This window comes from Paenibacillus sp. Y412MC10 (assembly GCF_000024685.1).
Lineage (GTDB): Bacteria > Bacillota > Bacilli > Paenibacillales > Paenibacillaceae > Paenibacillus_AQ > Paenibacillus_AQ lautus_A.
In genome coordinates, this window is the sequence record NC_013406.1 from 3,027,959 (window position 1) to 3,049,925 (window position 21,967).

At 49.4% G+C, this 21,967-nt stretch carries 14 protein-coding genes; 12 read left to right on the forward strand and 2 right to left on the reverse strand.

Going from position 1 to position 21,967, the window contains the following annotated elements; genetic code table 11:
• Positions 1–29 precede the first annotated feature (29 nt).
• Positions 30–3,761 (forward strand): non-ribosomal peptide synthetase, encoded by a 3,732-nt coding sequence (locus GYMC10_RS13300; RefSeq protein ID WP_015734928.1) that lies wholly within the window; start codon positions 30–32, stop codon positions 3,759–3,761.
• Positions 3,762–3,916: 155 nt separating this feature from the next.
• Positions 3,917–4,594: a serine/threonine protein kinase gene (locus GYMC10_RS13305; protein ID WP_015734929.1), complete on the forward strand. Its 678-nt coding sequence runs from the start codon at positions 3,917–3,919 to the stop codon at positions 4,592–4,594.
• A gap of 147 nt (positions 4,595–4,741) precedes the next feature.
• Here GYMC10_RS13305 and glsA read toward each other — a convergent pair whose 3' ends face one another.
• Complete coding sequence (gene glsA / locus GYMC10_RS13310) at positions 4,742–5,683, reverse strand: glutaminase A (RefSeq protein ID WP_015734930.1); 942 nt, start codon at positions 5,681–5,683, stop codon at positions 4,742–4,744.
• Between the two features lie 528 nt (positions 5,684–6,211).
• Here glsA and GYMC10_RS13315 point away from each other — a divergent pair.
• Together GYMC10_RS13315 and GYMC10_RS13320 are read left to right on the forward strand one after the other, a co-directional pair.
• The gene (locus tag GYMC10_RS13315; RefSeq protein ID WP_015734931.1) at positions 6,212–6,562 is read left to right on the forward strand and encodes a DUF2512 family protein; all 351 of its coding nucleotides are present in this window, start codon (positions 6,212–6,214) and stop codon (positions 6,560–6,562) included.
• A 203-nt stretch (positions 6,563–6,765) separates the two neighbouring features.
• Complete coding sequence (locus GYMC10_RS13320) at positions 6,766–7,224, forward strand: hypothetical protein (protein WP_015734932.1); 459 nt, start codon at positions 6,766–6,768, stop codon at positions 7,222–7,224.
• 88 nt (positions 7,225–7,312) lie between these two features.
• Here the strand turns inward: GYMC10_RS13320 and GYMC10_RS13325 are convergent, their stop codons facing one another.
• Complete coding sequence (locus tag GYMC10_RS13325; RefSeq protein ID WP_015734933.1) at positions 7,313–9,109, reverse strand: hypothetical protein; 1,797 nt, start codon at positions 9,107–9,109, stop codon at positions 7,313–7,315.
• Positions 9,110–9,594: 485 nt separating this feature from the next.
• Between GYMC10_RS13325 and GYMC10_RS13330 the strand changes: the two genes are divergently transcribed.
• From GYMC10_RS13330 to GYMC10_RS13370, 8 genes are all read left to right on the forward strand, one after another.
• Complete coding sequence (locus GYMC10_RS13330; RefSeq protein ID WP_009592953.1) at positions 9,595–10,008, forward strand: YugN-like family protein; 414 nt, start codon at positions 9,595–9,597, stop codon at positions 10,006–10,008.
• 267 nt (positions 10,009–10,275) lie between these two features.
• Positions 10,276–13,740 (forward strand): glycoside hydrolase family 2 TIM barrel-domain containing protein, encoded by a 3,465-nt coding sequence (locus GYMC10_RS13335; protein ID WP_015734934.1) that lies wholly within the window; start codon positions 10,276–10,278, stop codon positions 13,738–13,740.
• 153 nt (positions 13,741–13,893) lie between these two features.
• Positions 13,894–14,670, forward strand: a complete 777-nt coding sequence (locus GYMC10_RS13340; RefSeq protein WP_015734935.1) for an alpha/beta hydrolase — start codon at positions 13,894–13,896, stop codon at positions 14,668–14,670.
• A 97-nt stretch (positions 14,671–14,767) separates the two neighbouring features.
• Positions 14,768–17,152: a polyprenyl synthetase family protein gene (locus GYMC10_RS13345; protein ID WP_015734936.1), complete on the forward strand. Its 2,385-nt coding sequence runs from the start codon at positions 14,768–14,770 to the stop codon at positions 17,150–17,152.
• 131 nt (positions 17,153–17,283) lie between these two features.
• Positions 17,284–18,078 carry a DUF2935 domain-containing protein gene (locus GYMC10_RS13350; protein WP_015734937.1) on the forward strand — a complete coding sequence of 265 codons (795 nt, stop codon included), beginning with the start codon at positions 17,284–17,286 and terminating at the stop codon, positions 18,076–18,078.
• Positions 18,079–18,390: 312 nt separating this feature from the next.
• Positions 18,391–19,734, forward strand: a complete 1,344-nt coding sequence (locus GYMC10_RS13360; protein ID WP_015734939.1) for a GyrI-like domain-containing protein — start codon at positions 18,391–18,393, stop codon at positions 19,732–19,734.
• Positions 19,735–19,749: 15 nt separating this feature from the next.
• The gene (locus GYMC10_RS13365) at positions 19,750–20,253 is read left to right on the forward strand and encodes a VOC family protein (RefSeq protein WP_249732698.1); all 504 of its coding nucleotides are present in this window, start codon (positions 19,750–19,752) and stop codon (positions 20,251–20,253) included.
• Between the two features lie 349 nt (positions 20,254–20,602).
• Complete coding sequence (locus GYMC10_RS13370) at positions 20,603–21,838, forward strand: RICIN domain-containing protein (RefSeq protein WP_261979709.1); 1,236 nt, start codon at positions 20,603–20,605, stop codon at positions 21,836–21,838.
• Positions 21,839–21,967: the final 129 nt, after the last annotated feature.

Consider the following 21,967-nt stretch of genomic DNA (forward strand, 5'->3'; position numbering starts at 1 on the left):
AAGCATAGAAAAAGATGGAGCTGAAACCTTTGAATACTACGTTGATGATCGAACAAGGCAAAGAATATTGGTTGAATGAACTGCAGCTACCTTTACCGGGATTCTATCTGTACACCGATGGTCCAGCGCATCTTCAGCATCAAGATTTCGATCGCATGACGATTCCCCTTCGTATCGAAACCGGTAAAATCCAGCGGTTCCGCGAAGCGTATAACATCAAGTCATGGATGCTGACAAGCTATGCGGTGTTTCTGTACCGCATGACGCACGATTCGGATTTGCTGATCGGCGTGAACAATGAGAAGGGCAATTTGCTTCCGCTAAGAGTGAGCATAAGCGAAAATGATTCATTTGCTCGTTTGTATGAGCAAATTTCTGCCAAGATGGAGCAGATTGAAGCAAGCATCCTTTCCCTTTCTGACATCGAAGGTTTTATCGGTCAGCCGCTCCATCTGCGGACGATTTACGGCCGGAACGGCAACGGCTATGCCTACGGTGAAAGCGGGCTGAACTGGGTGGTTCAGGAGGAGGAAAGGGATCAATGGACACTTTATGTTTCCTATGCCCAGCCATTGTTCAAAGAAGAAACGATTGAAAAATTCAGCAGGCACTTCGAGCTGCTTGCGGCAGCCGCTCTTGAGCATCAGGAGATGCCGGTTAGCCGTCTGCCTATGCTGACGGAAGAGGACCGGAATGCCTATGCAACCCTTAACGACACGAAGATGGAGCTTCCGGAAGATCCGACGCTTGTGGCGATGTTCGCTGCGGTTGTGGAGAAATATCCGAAGCGAATTGCATTATCTTCCGGCCAGGAGCAGATCACGTACGAACAGCTTGACAGGCAGTCGAACCAAATTTCCCATATGCTCATAGCCAAGGGGCTGCGCAAAGGCCAGTTCGTCTCGATATTTATGAAGAGAAGCCTCGATACGATTATCAGCATGCTCGGCGTCCTCAAAGCCGGGGGAGCCTATATCCCGCTGGATCCTTCCCATCCGGATGAACGAAATGCCTATATTATCGAGGATACGACATCAAACATCATTCTGACGCATCCGGATTTCACGGCGAAACTGAATGGACTATTGGCCCAAGTCCAAACCAAACCGGAATATTTTTGTCTCGATGACCATGTCGATTCCTATCCGGCAGAAGCTTGCGGCGTGGACGTGACGGGCGATGATCTGGCTTACATCATTTATACGTCCGGTTCTACAGGCAAACCGAAGGGCGCATTGATCGCCCATCAAGGCGTCGTGAATCTGGCACTCGCCAATCGGGAGAATTTGCAGATGAGCGAACAGGATATTATTCTTCAATATTCCACATTCAGCTTTGATGCTTCCGTTTACGATATATTTGGCTCACTGGCTTGCGGCTCGCGTCTGCATCTCCTATCGGATGAGCAGCGCTTCTCCATAGACGCCTTTACGGAAGCGGTGGCAGACACCAACGCAACGCGCGTCGCGATATTGCCTACGGTATTCTTCAATCAATTGGCAGCGTATTTGCCAATGGAGGACACACACAAATACCGTAACATCAAAACGATCGTGGTCGGCGGGGAAGCTTTGGCGGGAGAAACCGTTCGCATGTTCCGGAAGAAGCTTCCGATTCCAATCGTGAACCTTTACGGCCCTACCGAAACGACCGTCGTAGCAACAGGGCATGTCGTGGATTATCCGATTTCGGAGGATCTGGCTACCGTGTATATCGGCACGCCTTTTGCCAACTATGAATTGTATATCGTAAACGAACATGATGAATTATGTCCGACTTGCGTAACGGGAGAATTGCTCATCTGCTCGGTAGGCGTAGCCAAGGGATATTTGAATCAGCCCGAGAAGACCAGGGAAGCCTTCATTCCGGATCCGATAATGCCCGAATCAGGCAAACAGTACTACCGTTCGGGCGACTTGGTGCGGCTGCTGCCGAACGGGCAGGTGGAATACCGGGGAAGAAAAGATTCACAGGTGAAAATCAGAGGCTTCCGGATTGAGATCGGGGAGATCGAGGACAATCTGGCAAAGCATGAATGCGTGAAGGATATCGCGGTCATTCCGAGAACGGATGAGGACGGAAGCAAAATGCTGGCGGCATTCTACACGTCCCATGATGGACAGGCCGTCCCCGCCAAGGAATTGGTACAATTCTTAAGCCGGAAAGTGCCGAGTTACATGGTTCCTAAATACATCTGTTTCGTGGAAGAAATGCCGTTGTCCCCGACGGGTAAAATAGACCGCAAGAAGCTGGCTATATACGACCTGTCGATGGAGGCGGAAGAGGATAACTCCCGATACGAAGCCCCGGTTAACGATACCCAACGGGATATCGGCGCAGCCTGGGAAAAAGCGCTGGGACAAACCAAAATCGGCATCCACGACGATTTCTTCGATATTGGCGGCTATTCGCTGAAAATCCTGGAGATTCTGGTCCTCCTTAAGCCTCGATATCCGCAGTTGAAGATCAATGATTTCTTTGTATTTCCAACCATAGCGAAACTGTCGGAGAGAGTTGCGGAATTAAGCAGCCAGGATATCCTCGTCGATCCATTGGTTGAACGGGATCTGCCGATTCAGGATTTGGCGGAGTATCCGATCTCTTTTCCTGTCAATCATGCTTCGGAACAAACGGTGTATACCCAGCAGCATATTTTGCTAACCGGCGCAACGGGGTATTTGGGATCTCATTTGCTGCACGAACTGCTGTATCAATCCACCGCAACCGTATATTGCCTGGTTCGGCCGTCAAAGCTGATGGAGCCGTATATCCGCCTGGAGCAGGTCATGACGGGATATTTCGGCGAAGACATACAGCCTCGAATGGACAAGCGGGTGATCGCGATTCAGGGCGACTTGGAGCAGGAGTCTCTGGGGCTTGGGGCAGAAGACCTCGCCCTGATTGAAGCGCGCATCGATTCCATCATCCATTGCGGAGCTGAGGTGAAGCATTTCGGGGATGCCGACTATTTTGCCCGAGTTAATGTTGAGAGCACGGACAGACTACTAGCTTTGGCCCAAAAGAAACCTAATACCCGTTTCCATTTTATATCTACGCTTGGCATTCCGGAGGACCTGGCGCTGGGCGGCCAATGGGAGGCGATCGTTGCCGGAGCGGGATACGAGGAGTCTTCCATTGAGAATGTCTATACGAACAGCAAGCTGGAAGCCGAGAAGCTGGTCATCAAAGCCGGTAAGGAACGAGGCATTCCGGCAGCGGTATACCGGGTCGGCAATTTGTCCTGTCACTCCGAGAACGGAATATTTCAGAAGAACATAGACAACAACGCGTTTTATCGCATGCTGAAAGCGATGGTGCTGTTGAAGAAAGCGCCTAACGTGAAGTGGCAAGTGGATATTACGCCGATTAACTATGCGGGGGAAGCGATTACTGCGCTGCTGCTTCAGCAAGAGACCGTCGGTCGAGTATTCCATATTTGCAATCCGGTTGCCATTCCTTACGAGGACATGGTGGAGCATTTTAAAGATTATGGATATGACATTGCCTTGATGGACTGGAAGGAATACGAGGCATGGTTATTGGATCCGCAGCAGCCGAAGAACAAGGAAGGCCTGGAGCTGGCCATGGCACAGTTTGAAGGCGACGGGGCGAAGAATTCCGTTTACCGGTATACTTGTCCTCAAACTTCGGAGTTCCTCCGCAACACGGGCGTGAAATGCGCTTTGCCGGACAAGCCGTTTTTTGAAAAGATGATGGATTATGCCGCTGGCATTGGATATTTCGTGAAGCCTGAGTATTGATATTCAGGTTAGCAAGCAAGAAACCGCGAATGCTTTCGCGGTTTTTTTGTAATTTTTTGTGCGTATGGTACGGCAAGTCGGCAAAGATGTTTTTAGGGCTCGATTATGGTACGATCATACTGAATTAAGTCCATAATCACCAAATGAGGTGGCCCATGAATAACGAACAATGGAAGCAGGCAGAAACCGCGCTGGCTTGCATGGAAGTGATCAAGAATGGCACCAACGACCCGGTAACGATTGAAGGCGAATCGGATGACCTGCGCTGTGTCGGAATCGGTACGGATGCTGCGGTATTCGTCTATGAACCTATGCCGGCATATGCATATAAATTGTATGCTGTGGAGGCGCTGCCCAAGAAGGAAGCGGAGATCAAGGTCTATCAAGAGCTGATGGGCAGTCCTTATTTTCCTGTATTTTATGGGACAGGCGAGCGTTATGTGGCGATCAGCCATGAATCCGGATTAACCTTGTACGATTGCTTGCTCTATGGTGTGCCCGTTCCTAGGCAGGTCATAGAGGATGTCGAAGCAGCACGCTCCTTTGTGCGTAGCAAGGGCTTGAACCCGCGGGACATTCATTTGAAGAATGTACTGCTGCAGGACGGCAGAGGGAAAGTGCTCGATGTATCCGAGTATGTTCAGGATGGCAACGACAAACGATGGGAGCATCTCGTGTGGGCTTACGACAATGTATATCCGCTGCTTGAGGGTAAGAAGCTGCCGCTCTGGGTATTGGAAGCCGTGAAGAACGGATATTACCGTCTTGATCCATCCAGCGTGAACATGCAGGAATTCGCGGATCGGATCGGCAGATTGTTTTTCAGAAAATAGCAGTTGGATTCATACGAAGATGGCAGGAGGGTTTGACCGAAGAGAGGCGGACACTTCCTTATGTTATGTTGTCGTTATTATATTTGAGAAAAATGCTGCGAATCAATCCCCCTTAAGCATATGCTCTTGCTTCAGGGGGATTTTTACTTAGAACATACTCCAATCCATCTCCCGGGACAAGGTTTGCAGGAGATGCACGCCGGCATAACTGTTCCCTTTATCATTCAGTGCCGGGCCTACCACGCCGATGCCGTAACGTCCCGGTACTAATGTTAATATGCCTCCTGAAACGCCGCTTTTGGCCGGCAATCCTACCTGAATGGCAAATTCGCCCGACGCGTTGTACATCCCGCATGTCGTCATGAACGTCTTGGCGATTTGAACATACCTGCGAGGAATGAGCGTTTTGCCGGTTAGCGGATCCAAACCGCTGCAGGCCAGGACCAAGCCCATCCGGGCTAAATCGGCACAATCCACAACAATGGAGCAGTGCCTGAAGTATACCTCCAACACCTCTTCAACATCTCCGCTGAGAACCCCGTTTTCTTTCAAAAAGAACGCTATGGAACGATTTAAATTTCCGGTATCCGATTCCGAGCGGTAAACGCCCATATCATAATCCAAGTCGGCGTTCCCGGATAGCTCTTTAAGAAACTGAAGAATTCTGCTTGACTTCTCGTACGGGCTGCTTCCGTTAATCAAGGAAGAAACGGTAATCGCGCCTGCATTAATCATCGGATTGAAGGGAATGCCGGGCCGAACCAGCTCCAGCTTCAGCATGGAATTGAAGTTGTCTCCGGTGGGCTCCATGCCAACCTTGCCAAAAACGGTTTCCTCTCCATTGTCCATCAGTGCCAGGATCAGCGTGAATACCTTGGAGATGCTTTGCATCGTAAAGCGAAGCCCGCAGTCCCCGGCTGTGACGGATTCTCCCTGAGCGCTTAGAAGGGTAATGCCCAAGGCATCATATGGAGCTTTGGACAGTTCGGGAATGTAAGAGGCGACTTTACCTCTGTCTGAGCATGGCGAACTTGCTTTCAGCCAGTCCGGCAGCCGCTGCCGGATGGCTTCGAGGTCGGGAGATGTCATCGTTTATACCCCTCCATGGATACATATTGATGAGTCCGAGTCGTTACTGCTGTTTTGTTAAGCTTTATGTAAGGTTCGTATAAAAATCGTGTAAGGTTCGGCTAGAAATCCATCTTGAGTTTCGCATCCGCAAAAATTCACAAATTACTTTTTATATTTCGCCTCGATGATTAGTAGTATCGTCAATTACTTCACATTTGTTTCAGTGAAATACGATAGGCGATACAGTCCGCCGCGGAGGGACTCAACAAAAAACAGTTCGGACACAAATCAGACTGATGTTATTATATGAAAATTTTCTGATGGGCATGCTTGTTTCACTGCTGGCCGGTATTGCGACGTTGGCCAAGGTATGAAAGCTGAGAGCATAGAGACAGAGGCTATCCTTTTCAGATAGGGATCGAGTTGGTCGTTATGCGGACGATGGCCAAAGTATCCCGCGGCTCGTCAAATCCCTAACGGGCGGGAATAACCCGGAGTAATCATAGCAGAAGCTGGATACACTACCGTAAAAGGAGTGTATATGTTATGAAACTGCTTGTTAAGTTATTGGTGCATGGGGTTATGATTACGGCACTGTTGGTTTCCCTAACCGATGCTTCTTTCATCGGGGCTGTATCAACATCAGTGGGGATCGCCATCATTGCTTACTTGGTAGGGGATTTATTTATTCTGCCTCGCACCAGCAATATGATCGCCACGATAGCGGATGCCGGCTTGGTATTTGTCATGCTGTGGATCATCGGCGCCGTTGCCAACTGGACCATTGATTTCTCGGAGATTCTGCTGCTAGCAGTACTTGCGGGGGCATTTGAGTATTTCTTTCATAGCTGGATCAGGGGCGAGCATCTTCTTAACAAAAAACAGCGAGCCTCGTAACTGCGCATTGCGTAATGAATCACGGACGTGCGCTTCTATAAGCAATATCACTTTAGCCTGAGTAATCAGGCTTTTTTTATTCTCTGAGTCTTGGACCAGCTGCCGTGGCATTGTGACAAATATTATTTCTTAATCAGAGAAGAGGGAATAGATTCGATGTAGGCGACCTTCGAATCTTAAAGAGAATTGAGGCATGTTAGGAGATGGTCAATATCAAAGGAAAGCGATCCCATGCCTTGATTGGCCTTCAAGCATTCTTGGCGATCGGCGCGTTGGCAGGGGGAACGATGCTTATAACGGATCCTAGTGGTGAACTCATTGGGATGCCCAGCTCATTATTGAAGGACTCTTTCTTTCCTGATTATTTAATTCCAGGCATTCTTTTATTCTGCGTGTTTGGCATCCTGCCTCTGATCACGGCTTCCGGACTGATTCTAAAGTGGGAGTGGGACGCAGCTCAAAGATTCAATATTTTCAAAGAAAAGCATTGGTCCTGGACCTTTTCTTTATATTCGGGTTTTGAGTTAATCATCTGGATTATGGTTCAGGTGTATATCCTGGATTCCGTTTCCTTCATACATCTGGTATATGCCATGCTTGGTTTGATGATCCAGATGGCCACGATACTACCATCCGTACAAGCAAAATATACGATGCAATGAAGAGAGTAAGTCACACCGGCTGAAACGTCAATGAAATAACCCCATCGCTCCTTTATGAGCAATGGGGTTATGTTCTTTCTCTTACATTTTACGGCTTCGCGCTTTTCCAATACGCATAAGCATGCACGACGCTGCCGGTAAAGGAAGGCGAATCCTTTAATAAAGCAGGCAGCTTGGCAAGCTCTTCCTCCATATAGGCGGCACCTTCTTCGTGGAAGGTGATATGATCGCCTTCATGACTGGCTTTGATCTCTACCGATATCTTGATGGGCTTGCCCAGCTCATCGGCAAATGCAATCTCTTCCTTGGAAACCCCGACGATGCCGTTGGATCCCTCCGCTACATCCCGGAAGGCCATGAGGGAAACATGGTCCATACGATTGATCATCCACTTGCTGAGCGACATGTCTTCGCCGGTGACTTTATATTTATCCAGCCACACGGCCATATCCATGCTGGCTTCCAATGAAGAATCCTTTTTCAATTCCGTAACGAATGCATCCAGATTCGCGGTCCATTCTGAAATAACCTGCTGCGAATCCTCCTTCCATGCCGGCAGCACGTAGGGCTCAATGTCCAGGTGAATGCCGTGGAAACGCTCATCGCCTTCAACGGCGCGATTGTAGCTCTTCACATAATTGACGAGCCGCATCATTCTCGGCCGGTTCTCCTCAAGGGCCCATATCGGATGCCCGCCCATGGCATGAACCTCGATTCCTGCCGCAGCCGCTTGTTTAACAAACGACGAGTACGAGCTGTACGGCTGTTCCAGATCAAGGCGTACATATAGCCAGTTCAATTTCTTCTCTTTGGCAAAATCAAGAATTTCCTGACTGTTTTGAACGACTTCATGGGCTTCCCATATATAAGTGCCTCTTACCATAGGATCCCTCGTCACCGGATCCGCATCCGGCACGCGATCGCCTTCACCGGGTTCTGGATCTGGATTCGGCTCCGGGGCCGGTGATGGGGAAACGGGATCCGTGCTTCCAGGGGGGACGATCTCATCAGCAGACATGCTTTGCCAGTTGCGAATATCGTGGATTGCGACACCGGCAAAGGATGGGTAAGAACCGAGCGCACTGGAGAGATGATCCAATTTTTGATTCAACTTGTCCTTCCCGTGTCCATAAAAGGTGGTATAAGACTCGCCTGGCATCTCCTTGGTATTAACTCCGATCAGGATCTGTTTCCCAAGCCTGTCGGCAAGCTCAAGCTCAGCCCGCGTCAAGTCCAGGATCCCATGCTCGGATTCCACTTCATTCCGGTAAGCCATGACGGTAACATGGTCAAACGCACCGATCAGCCATTCATTAAGTCCGGTTCCATCCGCCAAGGCGTATTGGTCAAACCAGAAAGGAATATCGATCCCGAGCTCGAGTCCCTTTCCGGAAGCTAGGCTCAGGAACGCCTTAAGATTTTGTTCCCAGGTGGTAATGATTTGGTCCTGTTCAGTTTGCCACTTGGCAAGCACATACGGTTCTACATCCAGATGAATCCCGTCGAATCGAGCACCTGCCGCAACCTTGCCGTTATAGTCAATTACCCAATCAGCGAGACCAAGCATGTCATCGAGATGTTCGGTGAGCGCCCATCTAGGGTCTCCGCCCAAGGCATGGACCGCGATTTGGTCCTCATGCGCACGCTCTATAAACGCCTCGTATATCTCCGACGACAGCTGACGATCGATCTGCAAGTAGATCAGATTAATGCCTTCTTCGCGGGAAAAATCAAGCAGCTCTTCGCCGCCATCCCGTATCAGGTCCGTCTGCCATATCCAAGTCGCTTTTTTTGAATTATTTTCGCCGTAAGCCGGGGTATGCAGCCCCACCAGAAGCATAACAACCAAGAGACTAGCAAGCTTCTGGTAACCTTTCACTTTCATGTTTTCCCTCCGTTTCTCTGCGAGAACTCCACGTATTCTCTGTTTAGTAAACGGGGTTATTATAGCATTGATAGTTCAAAAAAAGATGAGCCCAAGTTCTTACGGGACATTATAGACACCAATCAATCGAACGGGTGATCGGTATAAAAGGAACTAGATACAAAATGGAATAATATAACTAAATGACATAAATTATATGAATATGAACAAGAATAAGGCTAACAGCTCAGGAAGAAAGTTGCGTTTTTGGCGCTTGGTTGGTCCAGTGTCACTGTTTTGGGAAAGGTCAGCATTATATTTAATAGCTGCGATCCAGAATGGGAGAGCTATGTCATCATGACTAGTAATTTAAGACAGTGGGCAAGCATAAGCGATTTCAGCACCCGAACACAATCGGTCATCAGGATACCGCAAGCAGCAGCGAACCGTATAAAGGCGGGAGTTCACGTCCATCCTAGAACTAAAATGTGAAGGTGGGCGTTAACATGATTAATTTGGAATCGCGACTGGAGAATATGGAGGATCGTTTCGTAAACATCGATACTTATCTATGCAAACACGATTTTACGTTAGCCAGCAATTGGGATTACAAGCATGGCTATTTGGATAGGAGATTGGATCAGGAGCGGATGGTGTGGCTTCGCATTCCCTTTCACGTAACCAAGGGCAGCTTGGATGGCGAATGCGGCGGATGCCATGCAACGATCAAGCTTGGCCGACCATTTGTCTTCAGGCATATATATAATAAGGGGACCGATAAGCATGCGAGACCACGTTTATTGGGAGCTCTCTTCGATCAATTCCAGTCGCCGATCGACCCTGACGCCTCGGTGGACGATATGTGGGTTGAACAAGCGAGAAAAGTCTTGGACGAGGTGGAGACGGGGTATTTGCATTAACATTAAGATATCCTAAGAGATTCGGGACGCTTGGTCTCTTTTGGCACATCTGCAATATAATGAAGCAAGGGCTCTGATGCATGCTGCATGCGAAGGGCTCTTTTTTTTTGTCCAGTGCAAGAATATACATAAATTAAAGATCATCCTTTGAAAACCTTAGAACTTTTTTGAAGAAGGCTCAAATGATAAAGCATCCTGATATAGTAAGATTGACTGAATTTGCGGTCCTCATTGATTAATAAATAGACGAAGAAGGTGATATCACCCATGAATAAAAGAGCTTTATTTAATGATGGATGGACGTTTGCAAAAAGCGGTTTGGACGTTGAAGATTCGGAGAATCTACAATTTCAGCCTGTTGATCTTCCTCATGATTGGCTCATACATAACACGGAGGAGTTATACGAGAACAGCATTGGCTGGTACCGGAAGGAATGGTTGCGGAATAATGACGGCGGTCAGGTCTTCCTCTGTTTTGACGGTGTGTACATGGATTCTTCCGTCTATGTCAATGGTCGTCCTATGGGCGAATGGAAGTATGGCTATTCTTCATTTGAACACGAGATAACGGAGGCGCTCCGGGACGGTGAGAATGTCATCGTCGTAAAGGTTGTGCATCAAAGCCCGAACAGCCGATGGTACTCCGGGGCAGGCATTTATCGGAATGTATGGTTAAAGACAAGGGAATCCAACCACATCGTCACGGACGGCGTTTATATAGCGACTAAGCATCAGGAAGATGGATGGCTGGTTGAAGTCGAGACGGAAATGAAGGTCGTGGATGATGTGCTGATCAAGCATGTGATTTTGAAGGATGGGCAGATCATCGCCGAGACTTCTGACCGGGTCGACGCCAATCACACGTGCAGCAGTGCAGGCAGCATCCTAAATACGCAAACATTAGCTGTCAAGGATCCGCTGCTCTGGAGTCCGGAAGAACCTAACTTGTATCAATTGGTGACCGAAATGAAGCTGAGCGGAACCAAGCGTTCCGCAGTTTCGCAGTATGCAATCTTGGAAGCCGTCACTCATAACGTGGGATTCCGACACATTCGGCTGGATCCTCATCAAGGGTTCCTGCTGAACGGCAGCAAATTCAAATTGAACGGCGTATGCGAGCATCATGATCTCGGCGCTTTGGGAGCAGCCTTTAACAAAACCGCATTGGCGAGAAGGTTTAAAATTCTGAAAGAAATGGGGGTTAACGCGATTCGCACCGCCCATAATATGCCGGCTAAGGAGCTGATGGAGCTGGCGGATGAAATGGGGCTGCTGATTGTATCGGAAGCCTTCGATATGTGGGAGCGGCCGAAAACGCCTTATGATTATGCCAGGTTTTTTCGGGAATGGGTTCAGCGTGACGTGAAGAGCTGGGTCAAACGGGACCGCAACCATCCGAGCCTTATCATGTGGAGCATCGGGAATGAGATATATGATACTCATGCGGACGAGAGGGGCCAGGACATCACAAGAATGCTGATGGATGAGGTTTATACATACGATCCTAAGCAAAATGCAAAGGTTACCATTGGATCGAATTATATGCCTTGGGAGAACGCGCAGCAATGTGCCGATATTGTGAAGGTAGCAGGATATAACTATGCCGAGAAATATTACGAGAACCATCACCGGGAACATCCGGATTGGATCATATATGGCAGTGAGACCGCGTCCGTCGTACAAAGCAGAGGCATCTACCATTTCCCGTTCGAAAAATCCATTCTGGCCGATGATGACGAGCAGTGTTCCTCCCTCGGTAACAGCTCGACTAGCTGGGGAGCGAAATCGGCGGAGGCATGCATCCTGGCTGAACGGGATACGCCCTTCTCGCTCGGTCAATTCATATGGACAGGGTTCGATTATATTGGTGAGCCTACGCCGTACCATACTAAAAACTCCTATTTCGGACAGATTGATACGGCAACCTTTAAAAAGGACTCCTATTATATCTATCAAGCCGCTTGGACGGATTACAAAACGAAGCCCATGGTGCATCTGCTGCCCTATTGGGATTTCAATGACGGTCAGATGATAGATGTTCGCATCTGCTCCAATGCGCCAAAAGTAGAATTACGACTCAATGGGGAAACCGTGGGTACGCATGACATTGACCATGCACGAGGAAGAGAGCTGGTTGGGTGGTGGAAGATTCCTTACGTCAAAGGCGAATTGAAAGCGATAGCTTATGACGAAACAGGCCGTATCGTAGCCACGGATGTAAAACGATCGTTTGGCAATGCCAAGCGGATCGTCCTGCGTCCGGATAAAGAAGAGCTGAGGGCCGATGGAACAGATCTCATCTTCGTTGAGATCACCATGGAAGATGAGGATGGGTACTCCGTCGAGAATGCCAATAACCGGGTGGAGGTCCATGTCACGGGGGCGGGACGGCTGCTGGGTCTCGATAATGGGGACAGCACGGATTACGATCCGTACAAAGGCCTAAGCAGAAGACTGTTCAGCGGCAAGCTGATGGCGATCATCGGTGCGACATTGGAGCCCGGCGGAATCGGGATCGAGGTGTCCTCCACAGGCATGGAGCGTCAATCCCTTCGTTTGACTTCCATACCCGTACAGGATGATGTGACGCAAGGAGTATCCGCAAGCATGAGGAATGAGGAGGGACCATGCCTGACAGGAAACAGGGACGAGATTCCGCTTCGCAAGATTGAGCTGATCAGCGAAAAGGGTCAGGTCTTTGATCCGGCGAATCGACAAATGACAGTGCGGGCCATATTGCATCCACTGGCAGCTTCTTATCAGGAAGTCGAATGGGCCGTCGTAAACGATGCCGGCATCGAATCCAATATTGCGAGCGTCGAGGCCAATGGCCATGCTGCCATCGTAACAGCCCTTGGCGACGGGGAATTTCGATTAAGATGTACGAGCCGGAACGGGACAGGTAAAACCCGGCTCATCTCCCAGCTTGAATTTAAGGTCGACGGTTTGGGTGCAGCATACAAGGATCCATACTCTTTCATATCTGCTGGATTATATGATTACAGTCAAGGTGAAGTCGGGAACGGAAACGAAAGAGGCGTAGCCACGAGCAGAGACGGCGAGACGCAGGTCGGGTTCCGGGACATCGATTTTGGCCCCCATGGCTCCGATACGATTACGATTCCGATATTTGCTCTTTCAAGCGAAGCGTACGCTTTGCAAATCTGGGAGGGCATGCCTGGCGAAGAGGGCAGCTCCCTGCTGGCCGATTGCATTTATCAGAAGGAGTCCAAATGGAACGTGTATCAGGAAGAAACCTACCGATTGTCCAAGAAGCTGCGCGGCATTACGTCGATTTGCTTTGTCCTTCGCCAGAAGGTGCACATCAAAGGGTTTTATTTTCAACCGGGGAATCGAGCCTTTGAGCCCAACTTTGCCGCCGATTGCGACCGGATTTACGGGGATACCTTTACGGTGTTGGACAACAGGTTTGTTCAAGGGATAGGAAATAACGTCTCCCTCGAGTTTGACGAGATGGATTTTTTAGCCGACGGTGCATCGAAACTGGTGGTGTACGGCAGATCCGCCTTAGATAAAAATACGATTCATATTCGGTTTGCGCATTCGGATGGCGAAAGCAACCGGCTGGTCGAATTTAGGCAAGCCTACGAATATGAAGAGCAGGTATTCGATCTGGAGCCCGTGGCCGGCAAACAGAAGGTGACGTTCATCTTCCTGCCGGGAAGCCAATTTGATTTTGGCTGGTTCCGATTTGTGCGAACAGATTCATAATTTGCGAGATAAACCAAGCTGCCGACCGACTCGGCAGCTTGGTTTCGTTATGAAGGATGTAATGGATTTCCGAACAGGCGCGTAGGAATTTAATTAACCCTGCGGTATAATTTGAAATGACATCATATTTGGATTGAAGGGACCGTGATAGACATGAAGCAAACCCATAAACCGAGGAGCAAAAGATGGATCAGGCCATTCGTTTGGATATTGTCCATCTTAGCCATCATTATCATCGTGGGTCTTGCCATACTGGATTCACTTACTTACGAGCCGCTGGATGAAGCGAAAGCGGTATTTCAAAGCGACACGAGGGTAGCGGTTGAACGCATCCAAGACGGCTATCGCTTCGAGCCCGTAAACGGGCAGATGATTCAGCCCGACATTATTTTTTATCCGGGCGGATTGGTGGAGCCCGAAAGTTACGCGCCTTTTGCCAAGAGAATGGCAGAGAAAGGGCATCGCGTGTATGTTGCCTCCATGCCGCTGAATCTCGCCATATTCGGACAGAACAAGGCGGATTCCTTCATAGCGGAGCATCCAGACAACCGATATGTCATCGGCGGACATTCCTTAGGCGGCGTTTTTGCCGCGAGATATGCCAAGGAACATGCGGATGTCATTGAAGGGGTCTATTTCATGGCCTCATACGCTGACGATGGGGGCAATCTGAACGGATTAAACCTGTCCGCGCTTCAGATCACCGGTACGCAGGACGGCGTTCTTGATCGAACGAAATGGGAGGCTGCCCAAAAGAATCTACCGGACGCTACCACCTATGTAGAGATTGAGGGCGGAAATCACGGGCAATTCGGAGCTTACGGTATGCAAAAAGGAGACCATGAACCCGCCATCACCGAGGCCGAGCAGCTGGACGAAGTGTCGGAGGCCATGGGGCGTTGGCTTCAGTCTATGGATGATTCCCTGTAACTGTAACTGAAATGTAACCCGATTGAAACTTCTGCGTATAAAGGTTATAAACATGGATGCATGTTTAACATTTAAAGAAGTTGAGGGATTCCATCATATGAATGTGGCATATACAGATTACGCCGATACGGGATATCGGCAGGCTGAGCAGAAGGCTGCTCAGTATTTTGCATCGCTCCATGTACAGGTAAAGGATAAGAGTTATGTGCCTATCCTGACAGAAGACATTCTAATATGGAAAAGAAAGCATGTTCAACGTCAATCATGGCTGTCCTCTATATTGCCGGCGAAGAAAAAGCCGGATAACCGGGATTATCATAGATACATCGGATGGCTCAACTATACAGGCGAATTGGATGATTATTTGGATCGAAGCATTTCCTATATTTATATGAGGGATCTGGGCATGGCGCTGGATTCCCCTGATACGAAAGAGAGAATACGACGCGTTGTTGCGAATACCCGAAAACTTCTGGTTCGCTCAAACGGAGCAAAAGAGGGAGACACGCCGGATTTTATGAGTCTGGCGGGATTGTACCGTTGGGCGCAGAAGGAAGGCATTGAAACAGCCGTGATTTGGGTCATCAACAAACTGAAGCATGTAGCCTCCCATATCCCGGACAAGATGGATGCAGAGCAAGCCCAGCGCAAATTAATCAAAATTATCGTCGGGGTTGTCATGCATGTTATGGAAGATTTGAATGGCGAAACATCGCCAGCTGAACGCTCAGCGCGTCTTGACGATGCGATCCGGCTGGGTTATTCCTACGGATTAACCTATCCTTTCATAGACGATCTGCTCGATTCAGGGGTCTTGAACGCCCAGGAGAAGGAACAGTACTCCCACATGATACGGCAGGCCCTGCTTACCGGGAAAGTACCGGAACTTGGCCAGTGGAGCGGTAAAAACATGGAGCTCGTTCATTTCGTGCATCAGGAGCTCCGGGATGCATTCGAGTATATTCAAGGGCGGCAGCGCCCGGAAACGCAGCAAACTTTTTTCGAGCAGTCCAACGTGTTTTTTCATTCCCAGCATATTGACCGCATCAAGGACCTTGCGAATCCCGATTATACCAATGAAGAATTATATCTGCCGATCATCCTGAAATCCTCTTCCTCGCGATTGATTGTCCGTTCTGTTATAAGCGCTGCGGCGGATGGAGGCTTCGAGGACCGAACGTTCTATTATGGGATTTACAACCAGTTGGCCGATGATTTTGCCGATATGTTTCAAGACTTGAATGACGGGGCGGTAACACCTTACACTTACTATCTAAAATATCGCGGACAACGCCAGGACCTCATCAATCCTTTTGAATTATACTGGGCGGTGATTTCCCACCTGATTCATAACGTGTACCATTCGGACGCCAAGACGCGAGAGGTGATGCTCGACCGGGCCATCAATGGACTGAAGCGCTGCAAAGAACGCGTCGGCACCGAGAAATACAATGAAATTATGGATATTTTCGCTTCCGGGAACCCGGAATTCAATCGTCTTATCCAGCACATGGTTTCCAAAGCCGATCAGGTGGATTTCCTTGATAAATTGCTGCGTGATCAGATGGTTACCGTACTTAGAAACGAGCGGAAAGAGAAGGATTATTTTATCGATACGTTTAAATCCGTTCGAGATGAGATTAACCAACATTTGCAAATCGACAAGACTCCCGGCATACCGCCGATGAAAGAGTCGCTGATCGATGCGGCCAATTATTCGCTCGAAGGGGATGGCAAGCGCCTGAGACCCATACTGACTTGGGTAATGGCCGTGAAGGAATATGGACTGCAGGCAACAGCCATCGTGCCGCTGCTGAGATCGCTTGAATACATGCACACCGCTTCCTTGATATTCGATGATTTGCCTTCCCAGGATAACGCCTCTACTCGTAGAGGGCGGCCGACCTTGCATCAGGTTCACGATAGCGCCACGGCGGAAATTACCGGGTTGTTCCTGATACAGAAGGCGATCGAAGAGCAGTCCTCCCTGGAAGGGTTTGACCCGAAAACGGTGTTGAAGCTGATACGCTATTCGTCCCAGCGAGCGGGAGATATGTGTTCCGGCCAGGCGATGGATTTGAATTCAAAAGGGAAGGCCTTGTCGTTGGAGCAGTTGAATACGGTTTGTTACTACAAGACGGGGATCGCGTTCGAGGCATCGCTGGTTATGCCCGCCATTCTGGCTCAGGTGAAGGAAACGGAAATCGCAATCCTGAAGAAATTTGCTTACCACGCAGGCATTGCTTTTCAGATTCAGGATGATTTGCTGGATGTGCAGGGAAACGTGGAACAGCTTGGCAAACCCGGGGGACAGGATGCGGAGAACAACACCTCGACCTTCGTGAGCATTCTGGGGCAGGAAGGGGCCAGCCGGGAAATGTGGGATCATTATTGCCAGGCGATGGAGGCGCTGCAGGAAATGCCGCGCAATACGGCGTTTCTCAAGCATCTATTGAACTATATGGTTAATCGTGAACGTTAAGATGATCCCGTAAATTGTCGGTATTCTAATCGAAGGCAAGCGATTGCTCCGGCTGGAGTCGTCAATCGTTCTACTCCCACGGCAGCTGCATATATTTTCTGAGAATAAAGCTGCCGGAGGAGGCAAGGCCAATGAGTGATCCATTGTATGAGCACCGGTTTTGGCTGCAGATTCTTGGGGACCACTGCCGGTTTATTTTTACTGCGCTGTCGCCTAAGGAAAAAGCGGACATCGCTACCGCAGAATCCTTAATGACCAGATTTGATAGGCTCCTCAGTGAATCTCGTCGACCGGATGCATCCGCATTCATCGCTAAACTGAACGAAGAAGCCCTTCATGCTTCGCAAGAATTGCGCGAATTTAAGTTGAATTTATTAGAACGGCAGCTTGCAGGCACCATAGATTTTCTCCTGACCCCGTCCTTCGTCAACCACATGGTAAATGAATTGGAGGAATACCTGCGAATTTTGCAGGCCTTGCAAGAGGGGAAGGGAGTGCCGCTGTTCCATCCTTTGCATTACGATATGGTCTGGCTGCAGGATGCCTTTGGTCATGCGGCAAGTCTGGCCGCGGATCTGGATTTTGCCGAAAAGCCGTTGATTGCCAAAAGCATGGCGTTCCAGAAAGATTTTGAAGGGTTTTATCTGAAGGCTGTTGAAATGACAGGGTACCTGCGGACCCGCCTGAAGGATTTTCCCGCCCTGCGCAAATTTCATGCCGATGTAAACCTGGAAATGAGAGTGTTCATGCACTTTCTGTCGGAACTCGAGGAGCTTGAGCTGCGCGGGGAAGTGCTGGACCGGATCAATCCGCTGATGCCGGATCATATGTATCGGGAAGAATGCTATTATCTGTCCAAGCTGGCTGCTCTGGGCGAAGTACAGAGCCCGAACTGCGATCCGACGAAGCCGAGAGTCACAGGTTGATGGATGAAGGATGGGCTCTTTCTCGAGTTAAAAAAGGCAATCTTCACTTTCTTCTCATGGGGCTAAACATTCACTGGAAGAAGGGCCCCGTCGCACTTATGGCGATCTACGGGAGCGGCATCTCCAAGCAAGCCGACCAAGTTAACAATTTGAATGGAAAGCAGTTCTCTTGCTGTCAATGAAGAGACTGCTTTTTTGATTTTGCCATGACGAGATCGAATTTTTGATAAAAAAGTACAGTTCGCCTTCGCTGAAATTTGGTATGATGTCTTCATAGGAAGCTACAATCATAAGTGAGAGAAAGGACAAGAAATGCAGACCGGTGAAATCGTTCAACGCGCCATTGATTTTGTCGAAGATCATCTCACGGAACCGCTGGCACTCGAGGAAATTGCCGGCGTGGCAGCCATGTCATTGCCGAATCTCTATCGATTGTTTCACAGTATAACGGGACACCCCGTCAAGGAGTACATACGAAAACGCAGGATCAGCGAAGCCGCCAGCTGTTTGCGCAATACCGACCTGCCGACCATCGATATCGGGTACCGCTGTGGATTTGAGTCCTACCCGGCATTTATGAAAACCTTCAAAAGGTGCACAGGTCTAACTCCAGGAGCATACCGGAAAGCTCGGCTGGTCTACAGTTTTGAACGGATGAACCTGAATGAACGGATAACATTCATGGGAGAGCGGGATGCCTCTGAACGCTTTCCTGAAGTAAGGATTACCCGTTTGCTTCCCCGGAAAGGGATCGGTTGTCTGTTTGCTGCAGAGCATGAGAAAGGGATAGAAACCGCGGCGATCGATTATTTCCGGACGCTTATGTCTTCTCACCATATCGATATCCATGAGCTGAGGCTCTTCGGTTGGAACGTGGATCTGGAGGATGAAAGCAAGCCGTTCGGATATCAATTGCTCGCTGTTGACGTGAAGGAGCGGGCCCGGATGATGAATCATCCGGAACTGCAAGCCATCGTTCTTGATGGCGGGCTGTATGCAGTGGTCCGAACGCCATCGGTGGCGGAAGACTGCATTCAAAACACATGGAACCGTTTGTTCTCCGAATGGCTGCCCCGCAGTGTGTTTGAGCAAGGAAAGCATCATTTCATGGAAGAATATGTACTGAACAAGAATCAAATCGTTCGCATGAAGCTTTACCTTCCCGTGGAACGAAGCAAGTTGATGGGAAGGATCGAAATTGTGGAGTTGTCTACGCTTAAGGCGATAGCCTTTCGCAGAAAGGGGCCGGACTGCGTGGAACGAGCGGATGAAGCTTCGATTGCTTGGTTATCGCGTAACGGGTTTAGGGGTGACTCGCGTATTCGCGTATTCATGCGCTGTGACGACAGTCTGCTGGAGGAAAGCTCCGCCTACGAGGTTTATATAGTTCCTCCGGAGGAGTTCCTTCCATCCCTTGAAGATAAGGACGTGCAGGTTGAGTTGGAAGGAGGTACCTATGCCTGCCTGGAATCAGGTGCTTATGGCACGATGACAGGCGTACTTCATCGAATTTATCGATGGCTCGATGCTTCAAGCGAGTTTACGCCGGATCCAGAACGCCGGTGGTATGCCAGTTACGACCTGGAGGGAGCGTCAGATGATGGAATGATCCCAGCGAAGTGTTATGTTCCGGTTAAAATCAAGCAGCAGATATAAGAATGGAGGGAGCTCATGAGCAGATGGCCTGTCGGAAAAGAGCTGCCGGAAGGGTATCGACCGTTTAAGGCACCACGCGTGCTAAAGATGATCCAGGGAGGAAAAACCATGAACGAATCCATGCAGAATACGGACAACCATACACAGGCAAGCCCCATTAAGAACAAGGTGGGCAGCATCTTCATTCCGGTACGGAATATCGAAGCGTCGCGTAGCTGGTACTGCCGCGTGCTGGGCATACCAGAGGCTGATTGCCAGATTATGAACGGACATTTATGTCCTTTGCCCATGGAAGGTACGGGCGTGATTCTGGATACGATGCCGAAGTGGGGAGGAGATCAGCCCGAGGGAGCACCGTCAATCGATACTCCCGCCTTCATGCTGATGACAGAGGACCTGGAAGGTTCTTTGGAATATATGAAGAAGCTCGGCGTGGAACTCGTGACGGAAATCGAGCACAACCATTGGTTCGTCGTGAAGGATCCCGATGGGAATAAACTCATGATATGTCGTGAATAAGTTAGAATTTGTACGAGGAAATAGGGAAGTGTCAGAAGCCGGCTCTAGCAGCCGGCTTTTTGATATGGAGAGAAGCGTAAGGAATTTAATGAAAGAAATAAAAAGACGAATGTAAAATAATATAAATTTAGGTTGATAGTGGCATACAACAGGAATATAATGGAAATGTAAGCGCATTATTTACGGTGTTTTATAGGAGAACAACAAGTGAATCTTCCATCATAGATTGGTTTAAGGCAAGACAAGAGAACGAGAAAGAGAGGTGATACGAAGCTTCAGTAGACGGTCCGCACGATGCTGGCACACGAGGTATCCATGAAACCTGAATCCGATGAAAATAGGAGGGAACATGATGCTAAGAAAATTAATATGTGTAGTTCTGCTGTTTAGTCTTCTGGTCGTTCTATTGCCTGTGAACAAAACCAATGCGGCGCCGAACTGGAATTTGATATGGAGTGACGAGTTTAACGGGACCTCGCTCAACAGATCCAATTGGACGCCGGAAATCGGTACCGGCAGCGGGGGATGGGGAAACAATGAGCTGCAGTATTATACCGATCGCGCACAGAACCTGCAGGTCTCCGGCGGTAACCTTGTCATTACGGCGCAGAAGGAATCCTATGGCGGGATGAATTACACCTCTGCCCGGATCAAAACCCAGGATTTGAAGAGCTTTACTTACGGGAAAGTGGAGGCTCGAATCAAGCTGCCGTCGGGCCAAGGTTTGTGGCCGGCGTTTTGGATGCTCGGAAGCAACATCAGCACGGTCGGCTGGCCGAAGAGCGGAGAGATCGACATTATGGAACGGGTAAATCTGAATCCATACGTGAACGGTACCGTTCACTGGGATGCAGGAGGTCACGCCGAATTCGGTCGGGTATCCGGCAATCTGGATTTTTCGCAGTTCCATGTTTACAGCATTGAGTGGGATTCTAAATACATCCGCTGGTTTGTGGACGGTCAGCAGTTCAATGAATTTTATATTGAGAACGGAACGGGCAATACCGAGGAATTCCAGCGTCCGTTCTTCTTATTGCTGAATTTGGCGGTTGGCGGAAATTGGCCGGGTAGTCCGAACAATTCCACGCCGTTCCCATCGCAGATGCTGGTGGATTACGTACGCGTGTACCAAGACACGGGTGCATCGAATGTCATCAGCGACGGGATTTATACGATCGCTTCCAAGGCGAGCGGCAAAGTGATGGATGTCGTGGATGTGTCCACGGTCAGCGGCGCCAAAATCCAGCAGTGGACCAACTACGTCGCCAATAACCAAAGGTTCCGGGTGGAAAGCACGGGAGACGGATACTACAAACTCACGGCCGTGCATAGCGGCAAAGTTCTCGACGTGCCGAATTCGTCCACTTCCACCGGCGTTCAGCTGCAGCAATGGAATGATAATGGTACGGATGCACAGCGATGGAGGATCATTGATGTTGGAGGCGGTTATTATAAACTTGTGTCCAAAGCGAGCGGGCTTGCAGTCGATGTAGCCAGTGCCTCCACCGCGGACGGGGCTGCCGTTCAGCAATGGACGGACAATGGCACGGATGCGCAGAAGTGGGCTTTCACCAAAATCAATTAAGCTTGGACAGGCAGTCCCGTTTGGGACCGCCTGTTTCATTTTGGGGAGGGTTGCCTTGGGGCGGCGCCGGCTGACGAGCTGAAGGCATGTTTGGTATAATGTTGGGAAAAATCCGGAGGAATCAGACAC

Excerpts from the sequence above, each read along its gene's own strand:
- GYMC10_RS13305 (WP_015734929.1), top strand. The coding sequence starts at position 3,917 with ATGAATAACGAACAATGGAAGCAGGCAGAAACCGCGCTGGCTTGCATG.
- glsA (WP_015734930.1), bottom strand. The coding sequence starts at position 5,683 with ATGACATCTCCCGACCTCGAAGCCATCCGGCAGCGGCTGCCGGACTGG.
- GYMC10_RS13315 (WP_015734931.1), top strand. The coding sequence starts at position 6,212 with ATGAAACTGCTTGTTAAGTTATTGGTGCATGGGGTTATGATTACGGCA.
- GYMC10_RS13320 (WP_015734932.1), top strand. The coding sequence starts at position 6,766 with ATGGTCAATATCAAAGGAAAGCGATCCCATGCCTTGATTGGCCTTCAA.
- GYMC10_RS13325 (WP_015734933.1), bottom strand. The coding sequence starts at position 9,109 with ATGAAAGTGAAAGGTTACCAGAAGCTTGCTAGTCTCTTGGTTGTTATG.
- GYMC10_RS13330 (WP_009592953.1), top strand. The coding sequence starts at position 9,595 with ATGATTAATTTGGAATCGCGACTGGAGAATATGGAGGATCGTTTCGTA.
- GYMC10_RS13335 (WP_015734934.1), top strand. The coding sequence starts at position 10,276 with ATGAATAAAAGAGCTTTATTTAATGATGGATGGACGTTTGCAAAAAGC.
- GYMC10_RS13340 (WP_015734935.1), top strand. The coding sequence starts at position 13,894 with ATGAAGCAAACCCATAAACCGAGGAGCAAAAGATGGATCAGGCCATTC.
- GYMC10_RS13345 (WP_015734936.1), top strand. The coding sequence starts at position 14,768 with ATGAATGTGGCATATACAGATTACGCCGATACGGGATATCGGCAGGCT.
- GYMC10_RS13350 (WP_015734937.1), top strand. The coding sequence starts at position 17,284 with ATGAGTGATCCATTGTATGAGCACCGGTTTTGGCTGCAGATTCTTGGG.
- GYMC10_RS13360 (WP_015734939.1), top strand. The coding sequence starts at position 18,391 with ATGCAGACCGGTGAAATCGTTCAACGCGCCATTGATTTTGTCGAAGAT.
- GYMC10_RS13365 (WP_249732698.1), top strand. The coding sequence starts at position 19,750 with ATGAGCAGATGGCCTGTCGGAAAAGAGCTGCCGGAAGGGTATCGACCG.
- GYMC10_RS13370 (WP_261979709.1), top strand. The coding sequence starts at position 20,603 with ATGATGCTAAGAAAATTAATATGTGTAGTTCTGCTGTTTAGTCTTCTG.